This window comes from Pseudoalteromonas sp. S3260 (genome assembly GCF_005886925.1).
Lineage (GTDB): Bacteria > Pseudomonadota > Gammaproteobacteria > Enterobacterales > Alteromonadaceae > Pseudoalteromonas > Pseudoalteromonas tetraodonis.
In genome coordinates this window covers 1-17,134 of the sequence record NZ_PNCV01000143.1, presented here as the reverse complement: position 1 = coordinate 17,134, position 17,134 = coordinate 1, and the positions used below count along the sequence as shown (strand labels likewise).

16 protein-coding genes and 2 pseudogenes are annotated in these 17,134 nt (G+C 41.2%); 6 read left to right on the top strand and 12 right to left on the bottom strand.

Annotated elements, in window-relative coordinates; translation table 11 throughout:
- Positions 1-107: 107 nt before the first annotated feature.
- Both CWC14_RS17010 and CWC14_RS17005 read right to left on the bottom strand, forming a co-directional pair.
- Complete coding sequence (locus tag CWC14_RS17010) at positions 108-833, bottom strand: MauE/DoxX family redox-associated membrane protein (RefSeq protein WP_138564065.1); 726 nt, start codon at positions 831-833, stop codon at positions 108-110.
- A gap of 256 nt (positions 834-1,089) precedes the next feature.
- Positions 1,090-1,356: pseudogene (locus CWC14_RS17005) on the bottom strand (substrate-binding domain-containing protein); the annotation flags it as partial.
- Between CWC14_RS17005 and nagA the strand changes: the two are divergent.
- Together nagA and nagP are read left to right on the top strand one after the other, a co-directional pair.
- Positions 1,320-2,513 carry an N-acetylglucosamine-6-phosphate deacetylase gene (gene nagA / locus CWC14_RS17000; RefSeq protein WP_349654512.1) on the top strand — a complete coding sequence of 398 codons (1,194 nt, stop codon included), beginning with the start codon at positions 1,320-1,322 and terminating at the stop codon, positions 2,511-2,513. The pseudogene CWC14_RS17005 and the gene nagA sit on opposite strands and share 37 nt — an antisense overlap.
- Before the next feature lie 32 nt (positions 2,514-2,545).
- Positions 2,546-3,840: pseudogene (gene nagP, locus CWC14_RS16995) on the top strand (N-acetylglucosamine MFS transporter NagP).
- A 68-nt stretch (positions 3,841-3,908) separates the two neighbouring features.
- Here the strand turns inward: nagP and CWC14_RS16990 are convergent.
- Positions 3,909-5,408, bottom strand: coding sequence for a phospholipase effector Tle1 domain-containing protein (locus CWC14_RS16990; protein ID WP_076922972.1), 1,500 nt, complete (start codon positions 5,406-5,408; stop codon positions 3,909-3,911).
- A gap of 94 nt (positions 5,409-5,502) precedes the next feature.
- Complete coding sequence (locus CWC14_RS16985) at positions 5,503-6,807, bottom strand: NAD(P)/FAD-dependent oxidoreductase (protein ID WP_076922971.1); 1,305 nt, start codon at positions 6,805-6,807, stop codon at positions 5,503-5,505.
- Between the two features lie 234 nt (positions 6,808-7,041).
- On the opposite strand from CWC14_RS16985, the gene CWC14_RS16980 reads away from it, so the two are divergent.
- Both CWC14_RS16980 and CWC14_RS16975 read left to right on the top strand, forming a co-directional pair.
- Positions 7,042-8,970, top strand: a complete 1,929-nt coding sequence (locus CWC14_RS16980) for a RecQ family ATP-dependent DNA helicase (RefSeq protein WP_138564061.1) — start codon at positions 7,042-7,044, stop codon at positions 8,968-8,970.
- 45 nt (positions 8,971-9,015) lie between these two features.
- The gene (locus CWC14_RS16975; RefSeq protein ID WP_024032949.1) at positions 9,016-9,324 is read left to right on the top strand and encodes a YkgJ family cysteine cluster protein; all 309 of its coding nucleotides are present in this window, start codon (positions 9,016-9,018) and stop codon (positions 9,322-9,324) included.
- A gap of 36 nt (positions 9,325-9,360) precedes the next feature.
- Here the strand turns inward: CWC14_RS16975 and CWC14_RS16970 are convergent, their stop codons facing one another.
- Positions 9,361-10,596, bottom strand: coding sequence for a TrkH family potassium uptake protein (locus tag CWC14_RS16970; protein ID WP_138564059.1), 1,236 nt, complete (start codon positions 10,594-10,596; stop codon positions 9,361-9,363).
- A gap of 3 nt (positions 10,597-10,599) precedes the next feature.
- On the opposite strand from CWC14_RS16970, the gene CWC14_RS16965 reads away from it, so the two are divergent.
- Entirely contained in the window at positions 10,600-11,472 is an 873-nt protein-coding gene (locus CWC14_RS16965) for an HD domain-containing phosphohydrolase (RefSeq protein ID WP_349654511.1), read from the top strand.
- 51 nt (positions 11,473-11,523) lie between these two features.
- Here CWC14_RS16965 and CWC14_RS16960 read toward each other — a convergent pair whose 3' ends face one another.
- The 3 genes from CWC14_RS16960 to CWC14_RS16950 form a co-directional block, all read right to left on the bottom strand.
- A complete protein-coding gene (locus CWC14_RS16960; RefSeq protein WP_028834283.1) occupies positions 11,524-12,141 on the bottom strand; it encodes a glutathione S-transferase family protein in 618 nt (205 codons plus the stop codon).
- Positions 12,142-12,189: 48 nt separating this feature from the next.
- Positions 12,190-13,218, bottom strand: coding sequence for an NADPH-dependent curcumin/dihydrocurcumin reductase (gene curA, locus CWC14_RS16955; RefSeq protein WP_138564057.1), 1,029 nt, complete (start codon positions 13,216-13,218; stop codon positions 12,190-12,192).
- Between the two features lie 160 nt (positions 13,219-13,378).
- Entirely contained in the window at positions 13,379-13,885 is a 507-nt protein-coding gene (locus CWC14_RS16950; RefSeq protein ID WP_138564067.1) for a GNAT family N-acetyltransferase, read from the bottom strand.
- Positions 13,886-14,038: 153 nt separating this feature from the next.
- Here CWC14_RS16950 and CWC14_RS16945 point away from each other — a divergent pair, with 153 nt between their 5' ends.
- Positions 14,039-15,244, top strand: coding sequence for an anhydro-N-acetylmuramic acid kinase (locus CWC14_RS16945; RefSeq protein WP_138564055.1), 1,206 nt, complete (start codon positions 14,039-14,041; stop codon positions 15,242-15,244).
- A gap of 36 nt (positions 15,245-15,280) precedes the next feature.
- On the opposite strand, the gene CWC14_RS16940 is transcribed toward CWC14_RS16945, so the two are convergent.
- The 4 genes from CWC14_RS16940 to CWC14_RS19820 form a co-directional block, all read right to left on the bottom strand.
- The gene (locus CWC14_RS16940) at positions 15,281-15,766 is read right to left on the bottom strand and encodes a hypothetical protein (RefSeq protein WP_076922967.1); all 486 of its coding nucleotides are present in this window, start codon (positions 15,764-15,766) and stop codon (positions 15,281-15,283) included.
- 537 nt (positions 15,767-16,303) lie between these two features.
- Positions 16,304-16,474, bottom strand: a complete 171-nt coding sequence (locus CWC14_RS16935; protein WP_249928772.1) for a Sua5/YciO/YrdC/YwlC family protein — start codon at positions 16,472-16,474, stop codon at positions 16,304-16,306.
- An 8-nt stretch (positions 16,475-16,482) separates the two neighbouring features.
- Complete coding sequence (locus CWC14_RS19825) at positions 16,483-16,746, bottom strand: DUF6671 family protein (RefSeq protein WP_249928771.1); 264 nt, start codon at positions 16,744-16,746, stop codon at positions 16,483-16,485.
- A gap of 5 nt (positions 16,747-16,751) precedes the next feature.
- Positions 16,752-17,009, bottom strand: coding sequence for a hypothetical protein (locus CWC14_RS19820; RefSeq protein WP_249928770.1), 258 nt, complete (start codon positions 17,007-17,009; stop codon positions 16,752-16,754).
- Positions 17,010-17,134: the final 125 nt, after the last annotated feature.

Here is a 17,134-nt window from a genome sequence, read left to right as displayed (position 1 = left end):
AACCTAAAACCCAGAACCTGCACTTTTAGCGCAGCGCCTCCCGCAGCTCGTAGCCCGATATCAAAATATGAAGGACGCGGTAAGTTTTAACTTACCGCATCTTTTTATTATTTGACTAGCATCCATAGACCGGCTGCTATCATAAATAGGTTTTCGGTTAATGAAATAAAGCCAAGCGGTACATTGCTGTCGCCGCCAACACAGGCGCATTTTAGTGCTCGCTTGTCTATGTATACAGCTTTAATAACAGAGACTGCGCCAATACTACCTATAAATAGGGAGACAGGGGCAACCATAGAAGCGGGTAGTGCTGCAATCATACCTATACCTACAAAGACTTCTAAAAATGGATATACGTAAGCGTAAGGGATCACTTTCATGGCGAATAAGTCGTAAGTGATAAACGAGTTTGAGAAGCTGGTTAAATCTTGCAGCTTTTGTATGGCTAGTACGGCCATTGTTAATGCTACAAAAAGCTCAAGCGTATACACGCTTAGCCCTGCACCACTTAACGAAAAGGCTAAACTTAGCAACAAGGTAACCGCAAAAATCGCTATAACAGGGGTATAGGTTGTACCTTGCTGACCGGCAGGCGGTTTATTAAAGAAACTTCTAAGTTCGTCGTAGCCACCGATGCGCTTATCATCTATAAACGTTTGTGGTGTTGTTTCTACGTCGTGTTGTTGTTTAAACGCATCGGTTTGCGCTCTTGAGGTGAGTAAGTGATCGTCTACTTCAAAGCCTTGACGTTCAAGCAAATCTTTAGATTTTAAACCAAATGGGCAAATATGTTCATCGGTTGCCATTCTATACAATTGGGCTGACTTGGCCATAATTTACTCCTGTATATTTATACCAATTTGCAATAATACTTAATTAAGTGAATCGGTATTAGAGAGTTGAACTGAGTTATGTAACCTTGAAAGGTCAACAGGCCCTAAGTGTAAAATTTACACTAAAAGTCGTTTATTTGTTAATAAGCTCAGTAATACAGAAGATTCATTCAAAAATTAGGCCGCTTTTAATACAACACTGCGCTGAACGTTTGTTACAGCGCAGAAGTAAATTATATGGTTAACCTAATAAAAGCTAACTAGGACGTGCGGTAGAGTCTCTTAAGACGAGCTCAGGAGTGTATAGTTTTATAATATCGCGGTCATTGCCATTACGAATTTGTGCTATTAACAAGCTGGCCGCATCTTCGGCAATTTTATTATTAGGCTGATGAGCGGTGGTGAGTTTTGGCCAGGTTTGACGCGAGAATGGACTATCCTCAAACCCTGTTATAGAAAGTTCACTGGGTATATCAATGTTCATTAATCTGGCTGCAAATAACGCACCGGCGGCTATTTCATCTAGGTATTAATATAAGCGATGATGCAGCGGCCATTAAGGTCACACTTAATACAGTAACTAAAAATGATGAATTTGAAGGCAGCTATAAGTTAGCGATTAAAGCTGATGAAATTGTGATTAATGCCGCTGATGAAGCGGGCATTTTTTATGCTTTGCAAAGTTTAGCGAGCTTATATCTGGTTAACAGTAATATATTACCTGTGGGAGAAGTTATTGATGCGCCGCATTACCAGTTTAGAGGTGTGTTGGTTAAACAAATGCTGCTGGCACATGCCAAGTATGGCACAACTGCCATGTTGCCGACTTTAATTACTGACACGGTTGAAGTGATGCACCAAGCAGCCGATGTCATTGCTGATGCTATTGCTTTGCAGACTCCCGGTATTATTGGTATTCACTTTGAAGGCCCGCACTTATCTGTTGCAAAAAAAGGCGCTCATAGTGCTGATTATATTCGCCCTATTTCTGAACAAGAATGGCAGGTATTATCTCGCCAAGATTTAGGTAAAGTGGTGGTAACAGTTGCACCTGAAAATGTTCTGCCAAGTGATATCGCTAAAATGCGTGAGGTAGGCATACACGTTTGTTTAGGTCATACCAATGCAAGCTTTGCTCAAGCTCAGCGCGCGGTTGGTGCTGGCGCAACCGGATTTACGCATTTATATAATGCTATGTCGCCATTACAGGGGCGTGAGCCAGGTGTTGTAGGCTGTGCATTATTAAACGATGACACCTATTGCGGCCTAATTGTTGATGGGCATAATGTTGATTACGCTGCATGTCAGCTTGCGTTAAAAGCAAAGCCAATGGGTCGTGTTTTTTTAGTCACTGATGCGATGCCACCAGTGGGTACGAATGACACCGAATTTGCTTTTTTTGACCGTACCGTCACCTTAGATAATGGTAAGCTCACCTCTACCACGGGTGAGCTGGCAGGATCTGCGCTTGATATGGCAACCGCAGTAAGAAATACAGTAACCCATTTAAAGCAGCCATTAGCGCAAGCGCTTAATATGGCAAGTTTATATCCTGCTCAGTATTTACAGTTGCCCGCCACACACGGGCGATTAATACCGGGCAGTCCAGCAGATTTTGTACAATTAAACACACAACAACAAGTCATTAGCACGTGGATTGGCGGCGCTCAGGTTTGTTAACAACATAATAAATATAAATAAAGGAAAATAACATGACAACCAATGTTATGGATACGTCCAAAAATAGTAGCGTGGTTCCAATGGCCATTGTTGCGGTATTATTTTTTATACTGGGCTTTGCTACTTGGCTAAATGGCTCATTAATGCCGTATTTAAGTCAAATTTAACAGTTAACTCCGTTTCAAGGGTCGTTAATTTTATTTTCCTTTTATATTGCCGTCACCTTTACTGCGCTTCCCTCGGCCGTGTTAATTAAAAAGTTGGCTATAAGAACGGGATGGCGCTTGGCATGGGGTGTATGATGTTAGCGGGTTTACTGTTTATCCCTGCTGCTATGTCACAGTTTTTTCCTCTGTTTTTATTAGCCCAGTTAGTGATGGGGGCAGGTCAAACTCTATTACAAACTGCGGTTAACCCGTATGTAGTGCGTTTAGGGCCAGAAGAATCGGCGGCTGTACGTATTAGTATTATGGGGATTTTAAATAAAGGCGCAGGAGTTATCTCGCCGATGGTATTTACCGCCTTAATTTTAAGTAACTTTACCGGTACGGTAGGTACAGAGCTTAGCCAACAGCAAGTTGATGATATGGCAAATGGCCTTATTTTACCTTACTTAGGCATGGCGCTATTCATTGGTGTATTAGCTTTTGCGGTTAAAAAGTCGCCGCTACCTGAACTTATCAATGATGAAGTTGACGCAATAAACGATAAGGGTGAAATTCGTGAAACACTCTCTCATCCAAACTTAGTGTTAGGTGCTATTGCTATCTTTTTATATGTTGCGGTAGAGGTTATTGCAGGCGATACCATAGGTACTTTTGCACTATCGCTGGGAGTCGAAAAATATGGGGTAATGACCTCATACACTATGATGTTTATGGTGTTTGGTTATATTTTAGGTATTTTACTTATCCCTAAATTTATTTCTCAGCAGAGCGCTTTAACCGCATCGGCTGTATTAGGGATTGTTATTATATTATGTATTTTACAGCTCGATGCACAGTCGTTTGTTATTGCCAATGCGTTATTGGTGCCTTTAGGCGGCGCTAATTTGCCTGATGTTTTACTGCTGATTGCCTTTTTAGGCTTAGCAAATGCCATTGTTTGGCCTGCGGTGTTCCCACTAGCATTATCAGGGTTGGGTAAACTTACTAGTACTGGTTCTGCGCTTTTAGTTATGGGGATTGCCGGAGGTGCATTTGGTCCCGTTTTATGGGGGCTACTGAGTGGCTTTACCTCGTTACAAACAGGCTACTCGGTGTTGTTACCTTGTTATCTATTCATATTATTTTATGCCGTGAAAGGCCATAAAATGAAAAAGCAATAACCTCCACCAGCTATCCCTAGCTCAGTGCACTTTGCAGTATAAAGTGCACTGATTATTTGGGCTATTTATCAGCTTAATCGCGTTACTTTAAGTTTTATCCTACCGGCATTTGCACCATAAAAACGACTTAAATCATTAGCAAATGGGCAAAACTCTCCCGATTTTTTAATGGTTATTTCAACGCCTTCGGCAATTTCAAATGCATGGTCATCGCTTTGACCAATCGTGCCGATTAAACTAAACCATTGCGCTGTAGCTAAACGTCTAAATGGCTCAAGTAATGTCATGGGGATTTCTTTAACGCCGAGTTGCACGTTATCGCGATGCCACCCAGAAGGAGAGCACTTTATACCATCGTCATACCAATATTGATTAGGATAAGGAGTAAAGCGATAGGTCGCACCTTGGGCAAGCATTAAGCCGGTGGCGTTGTAGGCTTCACTGGCATATACCATCACATCTTGGCTTTGGTTTATGCTAAGTAAACTCATATTTTGGTTGGCTAGCATTATATGGGCACTGAGTCCCATAAAGTTTAACGTGCTGTCGTCGCTGTAAATCATTTTATAATGTAAGTTTTTTAACGATTCGGGACGATAGCTGGTTAGTTTATTAATTCGCTGTGCAACACTGTGATGTATTAATGGGGCGACGTGGCTGATTTCATCGTCAATTAATACACAGCACTGCCTATCAACAAGTTTAAAAAATGGGTTTAACCAAAAGTAATTTTGCTGATGACTTAACGCCAGTGGATCGGGAATAACAGTCACATCGTCTTGGGCAACCAAGTTACTCTCAGGTAAAAGGTTTTCGTAATCGATGTCATGACTGGTTAGCAATGAAACTGACAGTGGCTGAGCAATGAGCCACTCAAGTGCATAACGCAAGCAAATATCGGCAAGTCCATCGCGATAGTAGCCGCCTCCCACATCGGAATGGGCTCCTGCAAACCACAGCTCGGTAATGTTAGCTTGCTGGTTCATTAACGTCGGTTCAAAGGCGCGACGTTTTTCATCAAGCGCTACACAGTGCAGCGCCTCAGAGACATTACTGGCAATGGTGTGATTTTCAAAAATAACATGCTCTGCACCCCAAGTGGCTTTACTCACCTTTGACATGCCAATCGAGGCCACTGTATCAAACACACATAAATACACCTTTTCATGTATGAGTGGCTCTAAGCACTTTGCAAATCGCCGTGCTAATGCAGCGCCTCTGCTAAAGCCGGTAAGTAGGAGGGTATCGCCGCTTTGGTAATACTGTTTAAAATCATTAATAGCTTGATTTAAAATGCTGGCTACATCGTCTGAACGTGGGGCGAGTGCTTGATTTAAAATTCGTTTTAAACGACTGCCTTTAGTGCCTATGCCTTGGTAATAAAAACTTAACTGTTTGGAAAATGGGGTGGTGGGAGAATCATCAAGTTTACCACCGAGCAATAAGTGTAGTTTTAAAATATTAGAAATACTGGCGTCTTCTTTAAAATGCTCTGTACTAAACTGATCTGCGTCTCGGGGTTCACTGCCGGTACCGTCAAAATTAAAAATAAGCGTTTTATCCGACATAGCCTGTTTCCTTAAAATTTTTGTGTACTTTATATAGCTAATATTAAAAATTAAAGACAGTGGTAACTTAAATTACCACTGTCTTTAATTTTGGCTAGTGCAGCTTCATTTTAGGACGCACAACACGCAGCACTTTTTCGCTGATCCACAAAGCAAAGGTTTTGGCACTGCCATGAATAGCGCGCTGATGCATTCTATATAATGAAATATACATAAAGCGGGCAATTTTACCTTCAATAAAAAAGCTATTACTGGTTAGGTTACCCATTAAGCTGCCTACTGTGCTGTAGCGCGATAAATTAACCAGTGAGCCATGGTCGTTATACTCGAATTTTTTAAGGGGCTGCTCACGTAATGTGGCGATTAAGTTTTTTTCAACGCATTGTGCCATTTGATGTGCCGATTGTGCGCGTGGCGGCACTTGCGTACCATCATCTTGGGTAAACGCGCAGCAATCACCGAGCACATATATTTGTGGGTCAAGATGACTTTGTAAGTACTCGTTTACTTTTATTTGGTTATTACGAGTCAGCTCAAAAATACCCAGCTCTTTAATAAAGTCAGGTGCTTTTACGCCCGCCGCCCATACCATAATATCCGCGTTTATTTGCTCATCATCATTGGTGATAAAGCCATGTTCGGTTGCTTGTTTAACTTGGGTATTTTCCCGAACGGTGACGCCTAATCTTAATAACTCACGCTTGGCCGAACTGGCAATTCGCTCAGACAGCGCCGGAAGAATCCTGGGGCCCGCTTCAATCAGATGAATATGTAAACGCTTAGCCGACATATTGGTTAAACCGTATATTCTTAGTAAATCAGAAACATGATACAGCTCAGCCGAGAGCTCAACCCCAGTTGCTCCACCGCCAACAATGGCGATGTTTAATGAGTGTAATGGGTCATCGTCTTGATGAAGGCGAGTAAAGTTATCCAGCAGCGCGTGTTGAAAGCGCTCGGCTTGTTGATTTGAATCTAGGTAAAAACAATGCTCTTTAATGCCTGGCGTATTAAAGTCGTTACTCACACTGCCAATAGCAATAACTAAATGATCATAGTGAACGGTGCGTTTAGGTAAAATTTGATGCCCTAACTCGTCATATAGAGGGCTTAAGGTAATGGTTTTATTGTTGTTATCGAGGTTGCAAAAGGTACCAAGTTGAAAGTTATAGTGGTGTTTGGCAGCATGCGCGGAGTAAACAACCCCATCTAAATCGGCATCAATAGAGCCAGTTGCAACCTCGTGCAATAACGGTTTCCATATATGAGTGCGATTTTTATCGATGAGTAATATATTTGCGTGTTGTTTCTTTCCTAGTTTGTGCCCTAATTGAGTTGCTAGCTCCAGCCCACCAGCGCCACCGCCGATGATGACGATTTTTGGTATGGTTATATCCATGACTATGCCCTTAAAAATAATATACCGAAGCAATTTCTGTACGTTGATTTTTAAAATGACTTGGGTATCAAAAAATTATTTTGGCAAAGCACGTTTTTATGGGGCTATAGTGTGCGCCTAATTAAAGGATATGTCAGCAATAAATCACGTCATTTGATGTATACTGATATGCAAATATTTCATCTACTGCGCATTTACAGCATTTATGGGCACCGACATAAAAAGGACGCTTTTATGAGTACCTCGCTAGTTCAGTCTCTTGAGCAACATTTTGGTTTTAATCAGTTTAGAGCAGGGCAACAACAAACCATAGAGCAGCTGCTAAATGGCCAATCATCACTGGCAATATTTCCTACAGGATCGGGTAAGTCGTTGTGCTATCAACTCACCGCGTTACATTTACCGCATTTAACGCTGGTGGTATCGCCGTTATTGGCCTTGATGAAAGATCAAATTAGCTTTTTAAATAGCAAAGGCATCTATGCCGCCAGCCTCGACTCAAGCCAAGACCAAATGCAAAGTAGCACTGTAATGAACGACGTACGAAGTGGTAAAGTTAAAGTGTTAATGGTGTCGGTTGAGCGCTTTAAAAACGAACGCTTTAGGGAGTTTATAAGCCAAGTGGCGCTTTCTATGTTGGTTGTTGACGAAGCGCATTGTATATCTGAATGGGGGCATAACTTTAGACCCGATTACTTAAAACTACCTCGTTACCGTGAAGAGCTAAATATTCCGTTAGTGCTACTATTAACCGCTACCGCCACTAAAAAAGTAAAACGCGATATGGCCGAGCGCTTTGCTATTGAGCCACAATGTATTGTGCAAACGGGGTTTTATCGCGCTAATTTAGATTTAAATGTGCTGAGTGTTAAAACGGCGGATAAAAACAATGAGCTTACTAAAATTGTCCGTGCGCAAACCGGCCCCGGTATTGTGTATGTCACGCTGCAGCAAAGTGCTGAGCAAGTGGCCAATATGTTAAGCGCGCAGGGCCTGCAAGCAGTGGCGTATCATGCAGGGCTTGAAGACACCCTACGCGGGCAAATTCAAGACGATTTTATGGCAGGCAAAATAAATGTTGTGGTTGCTACCATTGCCTTTGGTATGGGGGTTGATAAATCAGACATACGCTTTGTTATTCACTACGATTTACCTAAATCAATAGAAAACTACAGCCAAGAAATTGGCCGCGCAGGGCGTGACGGCAACCCATCAAATTGTTATACCCTGGCTAATTTAGATGGCTTAAATACAGTAGAAAACTTTATTTACGGCGATACTCCAGAGCTCAGCGGTATTGAATATGTTATTAACGATATTCGCCAAGCTCAACAGCAATGGGAAATGCAAGAATATAGCCTTTCAAGCGAGAGTAATATTCGCCAACTTGCCCTTAAAACCTTGCTGGTACAGCTTGAAATGCAAGGCGCACTAACCCCGCAGTATGCTTATTATGCCGATTTTAAGTATAAATTTTTGGTTGATAAAAATGAGTTACTTAGCCAGTTTGATGAGCAGCGCCAAGCTTTTTTAACACAAATATTTAGTCATACCGACTTTAAAAAAATATGGGGCACACTTAATTTTGACTCCCTAACACAAGCCGCGCAGGTTGACCGTAAACGTGTGGTAGCCGCGCTTGACTATTTGGCTGAAAAAAACCTTATCACGCTTGAAACCAAACGTATTACTCACGTGTACAAAGTGCATAGCGAGGTGATTAATAATCCTGCACTTGCCCAGCAGTTACACGATTATTTTACTGATAAAGAGCAAGCGGAAATAAAACGTATAGCTGCATTGGTACGCTTTTTTGAGCTACAAAGTTGCTTAAGCTATAACTTGGCGCGCTATTTTGACGACCAAAATGCGCCAGCGCAATGCGGGCATTGCAGTGTATGCCGTGGTAATGCTGTAAAACTTGAGTATTCAATAGAGCCTGCTCACATTGCCGATGACGTTGTTTTTCAAAAAGTGGATGAGCTTTTAGCGCATATGGCAACAAAAGGCATTCACAATGTAGGTATTGAAACCCAGTGCCGCTTTTTAGCGGGCATGAGTGTGCCATTATTTGCACGTAATAAAGTGCGCCAACTGAGTGGTTTTGCGCTTTGCGAGCAGATGCGTTACAGCGATATAAAAGCAAAACTACTAGCGCGTTAAATTAGTTACTGTATCCTAGTGGCTTATTCAAAAAAGTAAGTCACTATGCCTAATACTGTTATTCCAAGTAAAACTATTCCCTCTACACCTGAGCCCGTAACCTGCGCTAATTGCCAGGCATGTTGCTGCCAATTAGAAGTGCGCATAGTGACCGACACGGGCGTGCCTTTTCAGTACATTGATTACGACAAATGGGGCAGCGAAGTAATGAAACGCGCAGACGATGGCTGGTGCCAAGCACTTGATAGAAATACCCTCATGTGTACTATTTACGAAAACCGCCCACTTACGTGTCGCGAGTTCGAAATGGCCTCAAATGAGTGTATTACAGAGCGCGAAATAGCCGGTATTTAAAAATACGGACTAACTAATAAACCCGCATTTGTGTTTTTAACCAATAGAGAGTTGCGCGCTTGGGTATCTTAGCTTTTTAGTGCGTGGACTTGCTAAAAAATAGGCGATAGTGAGCGGACCTATTCTGCCCATGAACATTAAAAACATAATAATAAACTCTCCCAGTGGTGATAGCGAGGATGTTAAACCACGTGAAAGCCCTACCGTTCCCAGTGCCGATACCGCTTCAAAAGCAATATCTAAAAAAGGCGCATCTTCGACGACTAGTAAGGTAAAAATAGCTAACCAAGTGACTCCCGCTGAAATAATGGTTAAAGCTAATGCTTTATACACAGATTCTTTGTCTATTTCTCGGCGTAACACGGTGACGCCCTTGTCACGCCTTAAGTAGCTATAGGTTGCTAATATTAAAACGATAAACGTAACGACCTTTATGCCACTTGCAGTACTCAAAGACCCGCCACCAATAAACATAAGCATTATAGTTAAAGCGGTGCTGGCATTTTTTAATTCTTCAATAGCAATGGTATTAAACCCCGCAGTACGAGGGGTAACGGCTTGAAACCAAGCTGCTAGCCATTTACCTATTTCAGATAACGGCTGCAGTGTTTTTGGATTATCGTATTCAATTACGTAAATAAGCAATAATGCAATAACGTTAATAATAACTGTGCTGATCAACATTAATTTACTGTAGGGACTGAGCTTTGCCCAACGCTTTGATTTATATAAATCCATTAATACGGTAAAGCCAAGGCCACCAATAATAAACAAACCGGTAATAGTTAAATTCACAACGGGGTCTTCAACATACTGCATTAAGCTGTTAGGACTCAATGCAAACCCTGCATTGTTAAAAGCGCTAATGGTATAAAAAAGAGCATGAAAAAAGCTTTTTTGTAAACCCATTTCAGGTAGCCAATACAGCGTTAAAATAACAACGCTGATGGATTCTACGATTAGTGCAAACAGCAAAACAGACTTAGCGGTATTGACCAACGTAGATGTATCTGTTTGATTAAAAGCAGCTTTGGTGACTGTTTTTTGAATAAAGCCAACTTTATTACCCAGTTGAATTAATAACGCAATAACGCCTTGTCCAAAAGGGGTAAACACTGAACCGGTATCCACTACATCCAGTCCAGTTACAGTCACCGCAGAGGTTGCCGTAAACGCACTTTGTATCCATGAAATAGGCTCATAGGTTGAAAAAGGCAGTTTTAATGCCAATGCCCCTAGCGTTATTAATATTAAAAAACTGCAACATAAAATAAGATTGAAGGGGAAGTCTCAGGTATACATCTGTTCACGGGAAGTGGTATTGATAGTATTCCGAAAAAGCATCAAGAGTACTTTTTAAGGGCGAAACAAACCAAGCAGAATTTTATTGCAGAAGATCATTATGTTTATTTTCATCATTCACAAAAAGGTCTAGATTCAATACTCGCATTTCAATCGTTGCAACCGGTTAAAAAAGAAGCGCAACAGCTTGTTGACTTGTTTTTGGGCAATGTTGTTCTCACATTTGAAAGTTTATTATTAGCTAATTCAATTGAAGAAACCCAGCAGCTGGCTATCTCACTGATGGGAGGTGCCATGGAGTCGCGCTCCAAGGAAACGGGATCTCACGTAATTAGGGTTGGCTTATATGCAAAATTACTCGCGCAGCTGCATAATCAAAATCAAGCGTACTGCGATAAAATTAGTCTAGCTGCGCAATTACATGATGTAGGAAAGGTAGGTGTACCAGATCTCATTTTAAACAAGCCGGCAAAATTAGATGCTGACGAGTGGGAAATTATGAAACAGCATACCACTAAGGGCTGGGAAATTCTCAAAGGGACAGCTAATCCTGTTATTGATATGGCTGCAAACATTGCGATTGATCATCACGAGCGTTGGGATGGAGCCGGTTATCCGCACGCAAAAAAACAGCAAGAAATCAGTTTAGAGGGACGAATTACTGCGATTGCTGATGTGTTTGATGCGTTATGTTGTCGCCGTTGTTATAAAGAGCCTTGGAGTATGGATGACGCAAAAGCGGAAATAATTAAAGGTGCAGGTAATCATTTTGATCCAAACTTAGTTGCACTTTTTGAAGCACATTTTAATGATTTTAAACAAATTTATCTTGATAGACCTGAGTAGAAAAGCGGGTATCGCTTTGACTGTGAAACCACAATCAAAGCGAAAGGTAAGTTAGTCGTACTTGGCTTCTAACTCGTTAGCGGTATGAAATTTTTCATGAGATTGTAATTGCTCATCGTATTTAACCAGGTTTTTAAAGTGCTCTAACTGGCCTGCATTTTTAACGATTTCAACAATAAACGACATCATAAAATCGGCACCAGTGAGAGTATCGCCCACTAAATAACGCTTGCCTTCAAGACGGCTGTTAAAATAGCTAATCACTTTAGCGGTTTCTGCATCAGCATAGCCCTCTAAAAACTGGGTTTTAGCACCATCTTTTTGCACAAACATTTTGAGTAAAAGCGGTAAAATTGCTGAGCTTTCTGCAAAATGTAGCCATTGCTGGTAGTCAACGTAATCAGGGGTGCCTGCTTTTGGGGCAAATTTACCTTTGCCATATTTAGTGATCAGGTAATCTGTGATAGCGCCAGACTCGGCAATCACTAAGCCATCATCTTCTATAACTGGCGATTTACCCAGCGGATGCACATTTTTAAGCTCATCAGGGGCTAAAAAAGTCTCAGTGTTACGTTGGTAAGCAACAATTTCGTAATCGACCTCAAGCTCTTCTAGTAACCAAATAATACGTTTAGAGCGAGATTTATTTAAATGGTGTAGTTTAATCATTTTCTTCCTTATTGAGCTGTGTTGAATTACAACACAGCCTGAATGTTATTATAGTGGGCTGTTAATCTTTACTACGGTTTTACCAAAGTTCTTCCCACTGATCATGTCGTTAAATGCACTGATGGTGTTTTCAATGCCTTCTACCAGATGTTCGCGGTATTGAATTTTTCCGTCTTGTAGCCACTTTTGCATGTCTTGTGCAAATTCGTCATAACGATCGCCATAGTCATCAAAAATTATAAAGCCCTGCATTTTAATACGCTTAGTTAACAATTGTCCCATTAACATACCTAATCTATCTGGGCCTTCAGGCAAGCTGGTGGCATTATATTGCGATACCAAACCACAGATAGGCACGCGTGCTGAGGTATTAAGCAAAGGTAATACGGCATCAAACACTTTTCCGCCCACATTTTCATAATAAACATCAATGCCTTGCTCACATGCTTTTTCTAACTGCTCGGCAAAGTCATCTGCTTTATGGTCAATACATGCATCAAAGCCTAGATTTTCAACAGCATGTGCACATTTTTCGCTGCCTCCGGCAACGCCTACTACTTTACAGCCTTTAATTTTAGCTATTTGACCAACCGTTGCGCCTACTGGGCCTGTAGCTGCTGCAACAACAACGGTTTCACCCGCTTTAGGTGCGCCAATATCTAGTAATCCCATGTAGGCGGTAAAGCCAGGCATACCCATAATACCAAGTGCGTATGACGGATTTGTTGGCTCTTTACCTAATGACATTAAGCCCTCGCCATTTGAGATAGCGTAAGTTTGCCAGCCTGTATATGCTAATACCCATTCGCCTTCGCTAAACTTATCATTTTTAGATGATTCGACTTGGCAAACCGTTGCACCAACCATTACATCACCAATTTCTACAGGGTCGGCATACGATTTAGCATCGCTCATGCGGCCACGCATATAAGGGTCTAGTGATAAATAAATAGTACGCAGCAATACTTCACCATCTTTTAATGATGGTAACTCTACGTTTTTAAGTTCAAAATTTTCATTGGTAGGAGCGCCATGTGGGCGTGATGCTAAAGTAAATTGACGACTGGTTGTGGACATAAAAATCTCCATGATAGAGTGAAAAAACGACCTATATACCGAATGTTTAAGCTTTAAAACTATACATTGCTCAACAATAATGCGCGGATAGGTAGAAAAGATTTGTACCTTGATACACGAGCTTTGGGCGAGAGGTGGTTAATTCAACCGTCGAAAGAATTTAATTAGAACAATTACTCTGTTTTAGCACACTAAATACATGGCTATCTAAATAGTGACCATTTTTATAAATTGCTTTCTTTAAAATAGCTTCGTTATTAAAGCCACTTTTAAGCAACGCGCTCATTGAGCCAACATTACCAGCAAATACAGCCGCATGAATACGGTTTAAGTTAGTACTTTCAAACACTTCTTTAGTAATCAACTCTATGGCTTGGGTAATAATACCTTGCCCCCAATATTGCTGACTAAGCCAATAACCTATTTCGCCACTGCGGCTATACTCAAACTCACCAGGGATAGCACCAATACAACCAACACATAGGCCATCAACTTCAATAGCTTTAATGATGCCACATTTTGCTCCTTCGTTTACCCACCAGTTTGCATCTGCTTGAGTATAAGGAAATGGAATTTTAGAGGACAAATAGCGAGCTACTTGTTGATCGTTCAAAATGGTTACTATTTGAAAGGTATCGTGTTGCTTGAACTCACGTAAAATCATCATATGGTAAATAAGTTTATTATTATCAACCAATAACCTAGCAAGCTTTAGGCGTTTAAACAATGAAACTATCTTTTTAAAATTAAAGTGTATACAGCTATAACTTTGCTTTAAACTCTTTTAAAATATAATAAAAAGTACCTACACAGAGTCACTATGCACCCACACATTGCCGCCCTTTATAACAGCGCTAAAAAGCCCAGTCGTTTAATTATTGGTTTAATGAGTGGCACCTCTTTAGATGGTTTAGATGTGGCGCTATGTAAAATAACCGGTGCAGGTTTGCATACACAAATAGAGGTTAAAAATTTTACTACGGTTGAATACAGCGACGAGTATAAAACTAAAATAAAGCAGGTATTTGCCAAGCGCGAATGCGATTTAGAAGTGCTAACTTTGTTACACCCTTGGGTAGGAAAACTCCATGGTGCTATGGTTAATCAGTGTTTAATTGCATGGGGTATTGACCCTGCGAGTATTGATGCCATAGCAAGCCACGGGCAAACTATTTATCACTGCCCGCAATCCCAACATAACCACCATGACTTTAAACATGGCACCTTGCAAATAGGTGATAGTGACCAAATAGCCGTTACTACAGGCATTACCACTGTTGGCGATTTTAGGCAAAAGCATATTGCCGCTGGTGGAGAAGGTGCGCCGCTGGCCGTGTATGGCGATTATTTATTTTTTGCCAGCCCTGACGAAAACCGCATTTTATTAAACATGGGTGGCATTGCTAATTTAACATTTTTACCTAAAAACGGCGATACTGGAGCGGTCTTTAGCTCTGACATTGGCCCTGGCAATACTATTATGGATGCTTATGTACAGCATTATTTTAAAGGGCTCCATTATGATGAGGGAGCTAAACTTGCCAAAGCTGGTAAAGTGAATACAAAGCTTCTTACTGCGCTTACCGATAACGCGTTTTTTAAATTACCTCTGCCTAAAACAACCGGACCGGAGGTGTTTAATTTAGCTTATTTACGGGAGGCACAAATGCATTCAACGACACAAAGACTAAACCACGAAGATGTTTTAGCGACTTTAAATGCCCTTTCTGCCACTACGATTGCTAAGGCATTAAATGACTGTGCTCAACATACTCAAGACTGTGTAGTGTATGCCAGTGGTGGAGGTATTCATAATCCATTATTAATGGAGCAATTATTGATGCACTGCCCAAACATTAAGGCGTTTAAAAACACCGAGAGTTTAGGCGTAAATCCTGATGCCAAAGAGTCCGTGCTGTTTGCTATTTTGGCAAATGAATGTTTGGCTGGGCAACGTCAAAGCTTAAACAATAACAACCAAGGGATTTTAGATATCACTATGGGTAAAGTGAGCTTTGCTGATTGAGTAATAAAAAATCAATGGAAAAGTGTGCGCCAATAACTAAAAAAGCGAAAGTAAAGCCGTTCCCATATTGGCGAAATACTGGCGTACCCGATGCGGCTTAGGCGGCGCTATATAAGTTGCAGGTGCAGTATAACCACTACCAAATTGGTTAATATGCATATCAAACTGCAAACTATTTTTTAACGTGCCGTGCTTACCATGCAAAATCATTTGCATCACAAAATCATGACTATGTGATATTTGACTCAAAGTCAGGTTGACTCGCCCTTGTTCTAAATCAGATAAATTGAGTGTTTTTTCTGTGTAGTATTGAGCCGCTCGTGCATTTGGCTCAGTTGCGCTTAGTGAAATAATATCACTTTCATGAGCAGCCTCAGGTAAAACGCATTGCAGTGTGATTTGATGCTGACTGTTAGCATCCTGCGATAGCGTTTCAAATTCCATGCTGTGGCTCATTGCCGCAGACATAGGATCTTCAAATGACGGAAGTGCAAAAGTAAGTTGCACTATAGATTCGCTCATGAGGGGCTTCAAATGCTATTTTTGATTAATAATACAGCTATTATTACCGATCATTATTGCAAAATTATGACTAAACAAAGCGACTTCATACATGGGCTGGTTTAAATTACATTTTACAACTAAAGCTATTGTTTTAAATTAATATTATATTTAATAAATAAACTACAATGGTCGCTTAATAATATCGTTTATTAAATGCAAGGATACAACGAAGCCTTAGCTTAGCAATAACAATAATGCTTTTATCGAGCTTGCCGGTCGTTAATTAATGTTACTTTTATTGTTAATTAAAGGTGTTTATTTGTGTGTGTTTTCTTAATTTTGCAATAAAATTGCTTGAAAAAACCAAGCTAGCCATAAAGTGCATTTAAGAGCCCAAATACATAACACACTACCAAACAGGTTGTGGCGGGGTTGTGAGAATTAGATGGCACTAATAAAAAATAATTTATGGAAACTCTTCTGTTTTTTGCTGTTGGGTGGCTTAATTTTATTAGGCGTGCTTTTGGTTTACGAGTGGAAAAACATCAAAAAAGATTACCTCACGAGCTCCCAAAATCGTGTGGAATTTTCTGCGCAAGCATCGGCAGCAAGGCCATATACAGTTTCTGTGGGTAAGGCAACGCATTCGCCCGCTTTTAATAGTGCCACGGCTTGGTTAATACGCTCTTCAGTATTCAATAATTGAGTAGGTTGTAATGATGTCATAATAACTCTTAAGGATTACAAAACTGGCAATACGTTGCATCAGCAACGCGTTTTTTATTCGTTTCAATGTGGCTAAAGCCGCAACTATCACACACTGAAGTAGTTGATTTCATTTGTTCTGTTGGCATATTACATAGCTCACAGGGCAAGCCTTTTGTAACTTGTTTAGCAACAAAGTTAGGGTTTTGGCACTGTGGGCATGTTGATGATAGTCGCCTTGCAAGATCTTCTGCAGCTTGGCTAATAATTACTTGGCGTTGCGGGCTATACATGGCCCTCAGATCAGGCGTGATTGTACCTGTGCTTGGCGTTTAGCAATAAGCGCTTCTATGCTAAGCCCTTTATGAAGCGTTTGGGTGTCGTCAAGTATCCAATGCTGGTTTTCATAGCGCTGACATGCAGTAGTGATTGATTCAGCACTGGTTTCACTGCTAATGCTTAAGCTGCTGGGCGAAAATGGCCCACCAGCGTATCCATAAATAGCATTGTTATTGTGTTTATCATAAAAACAAATAACTTCTTCGTCCCAGTTCATTAAACCCAGATACGGGCCCCCCCCCCCCGGGCGGGGGGGGGGGGCGGGGGGGGCGGGGGGGGGGGGGGGGGGGGGGGGGGGGGGGGGGGTGGGGGGGGGGCGGGGGGTGGGGGGGGGGGGGGCGG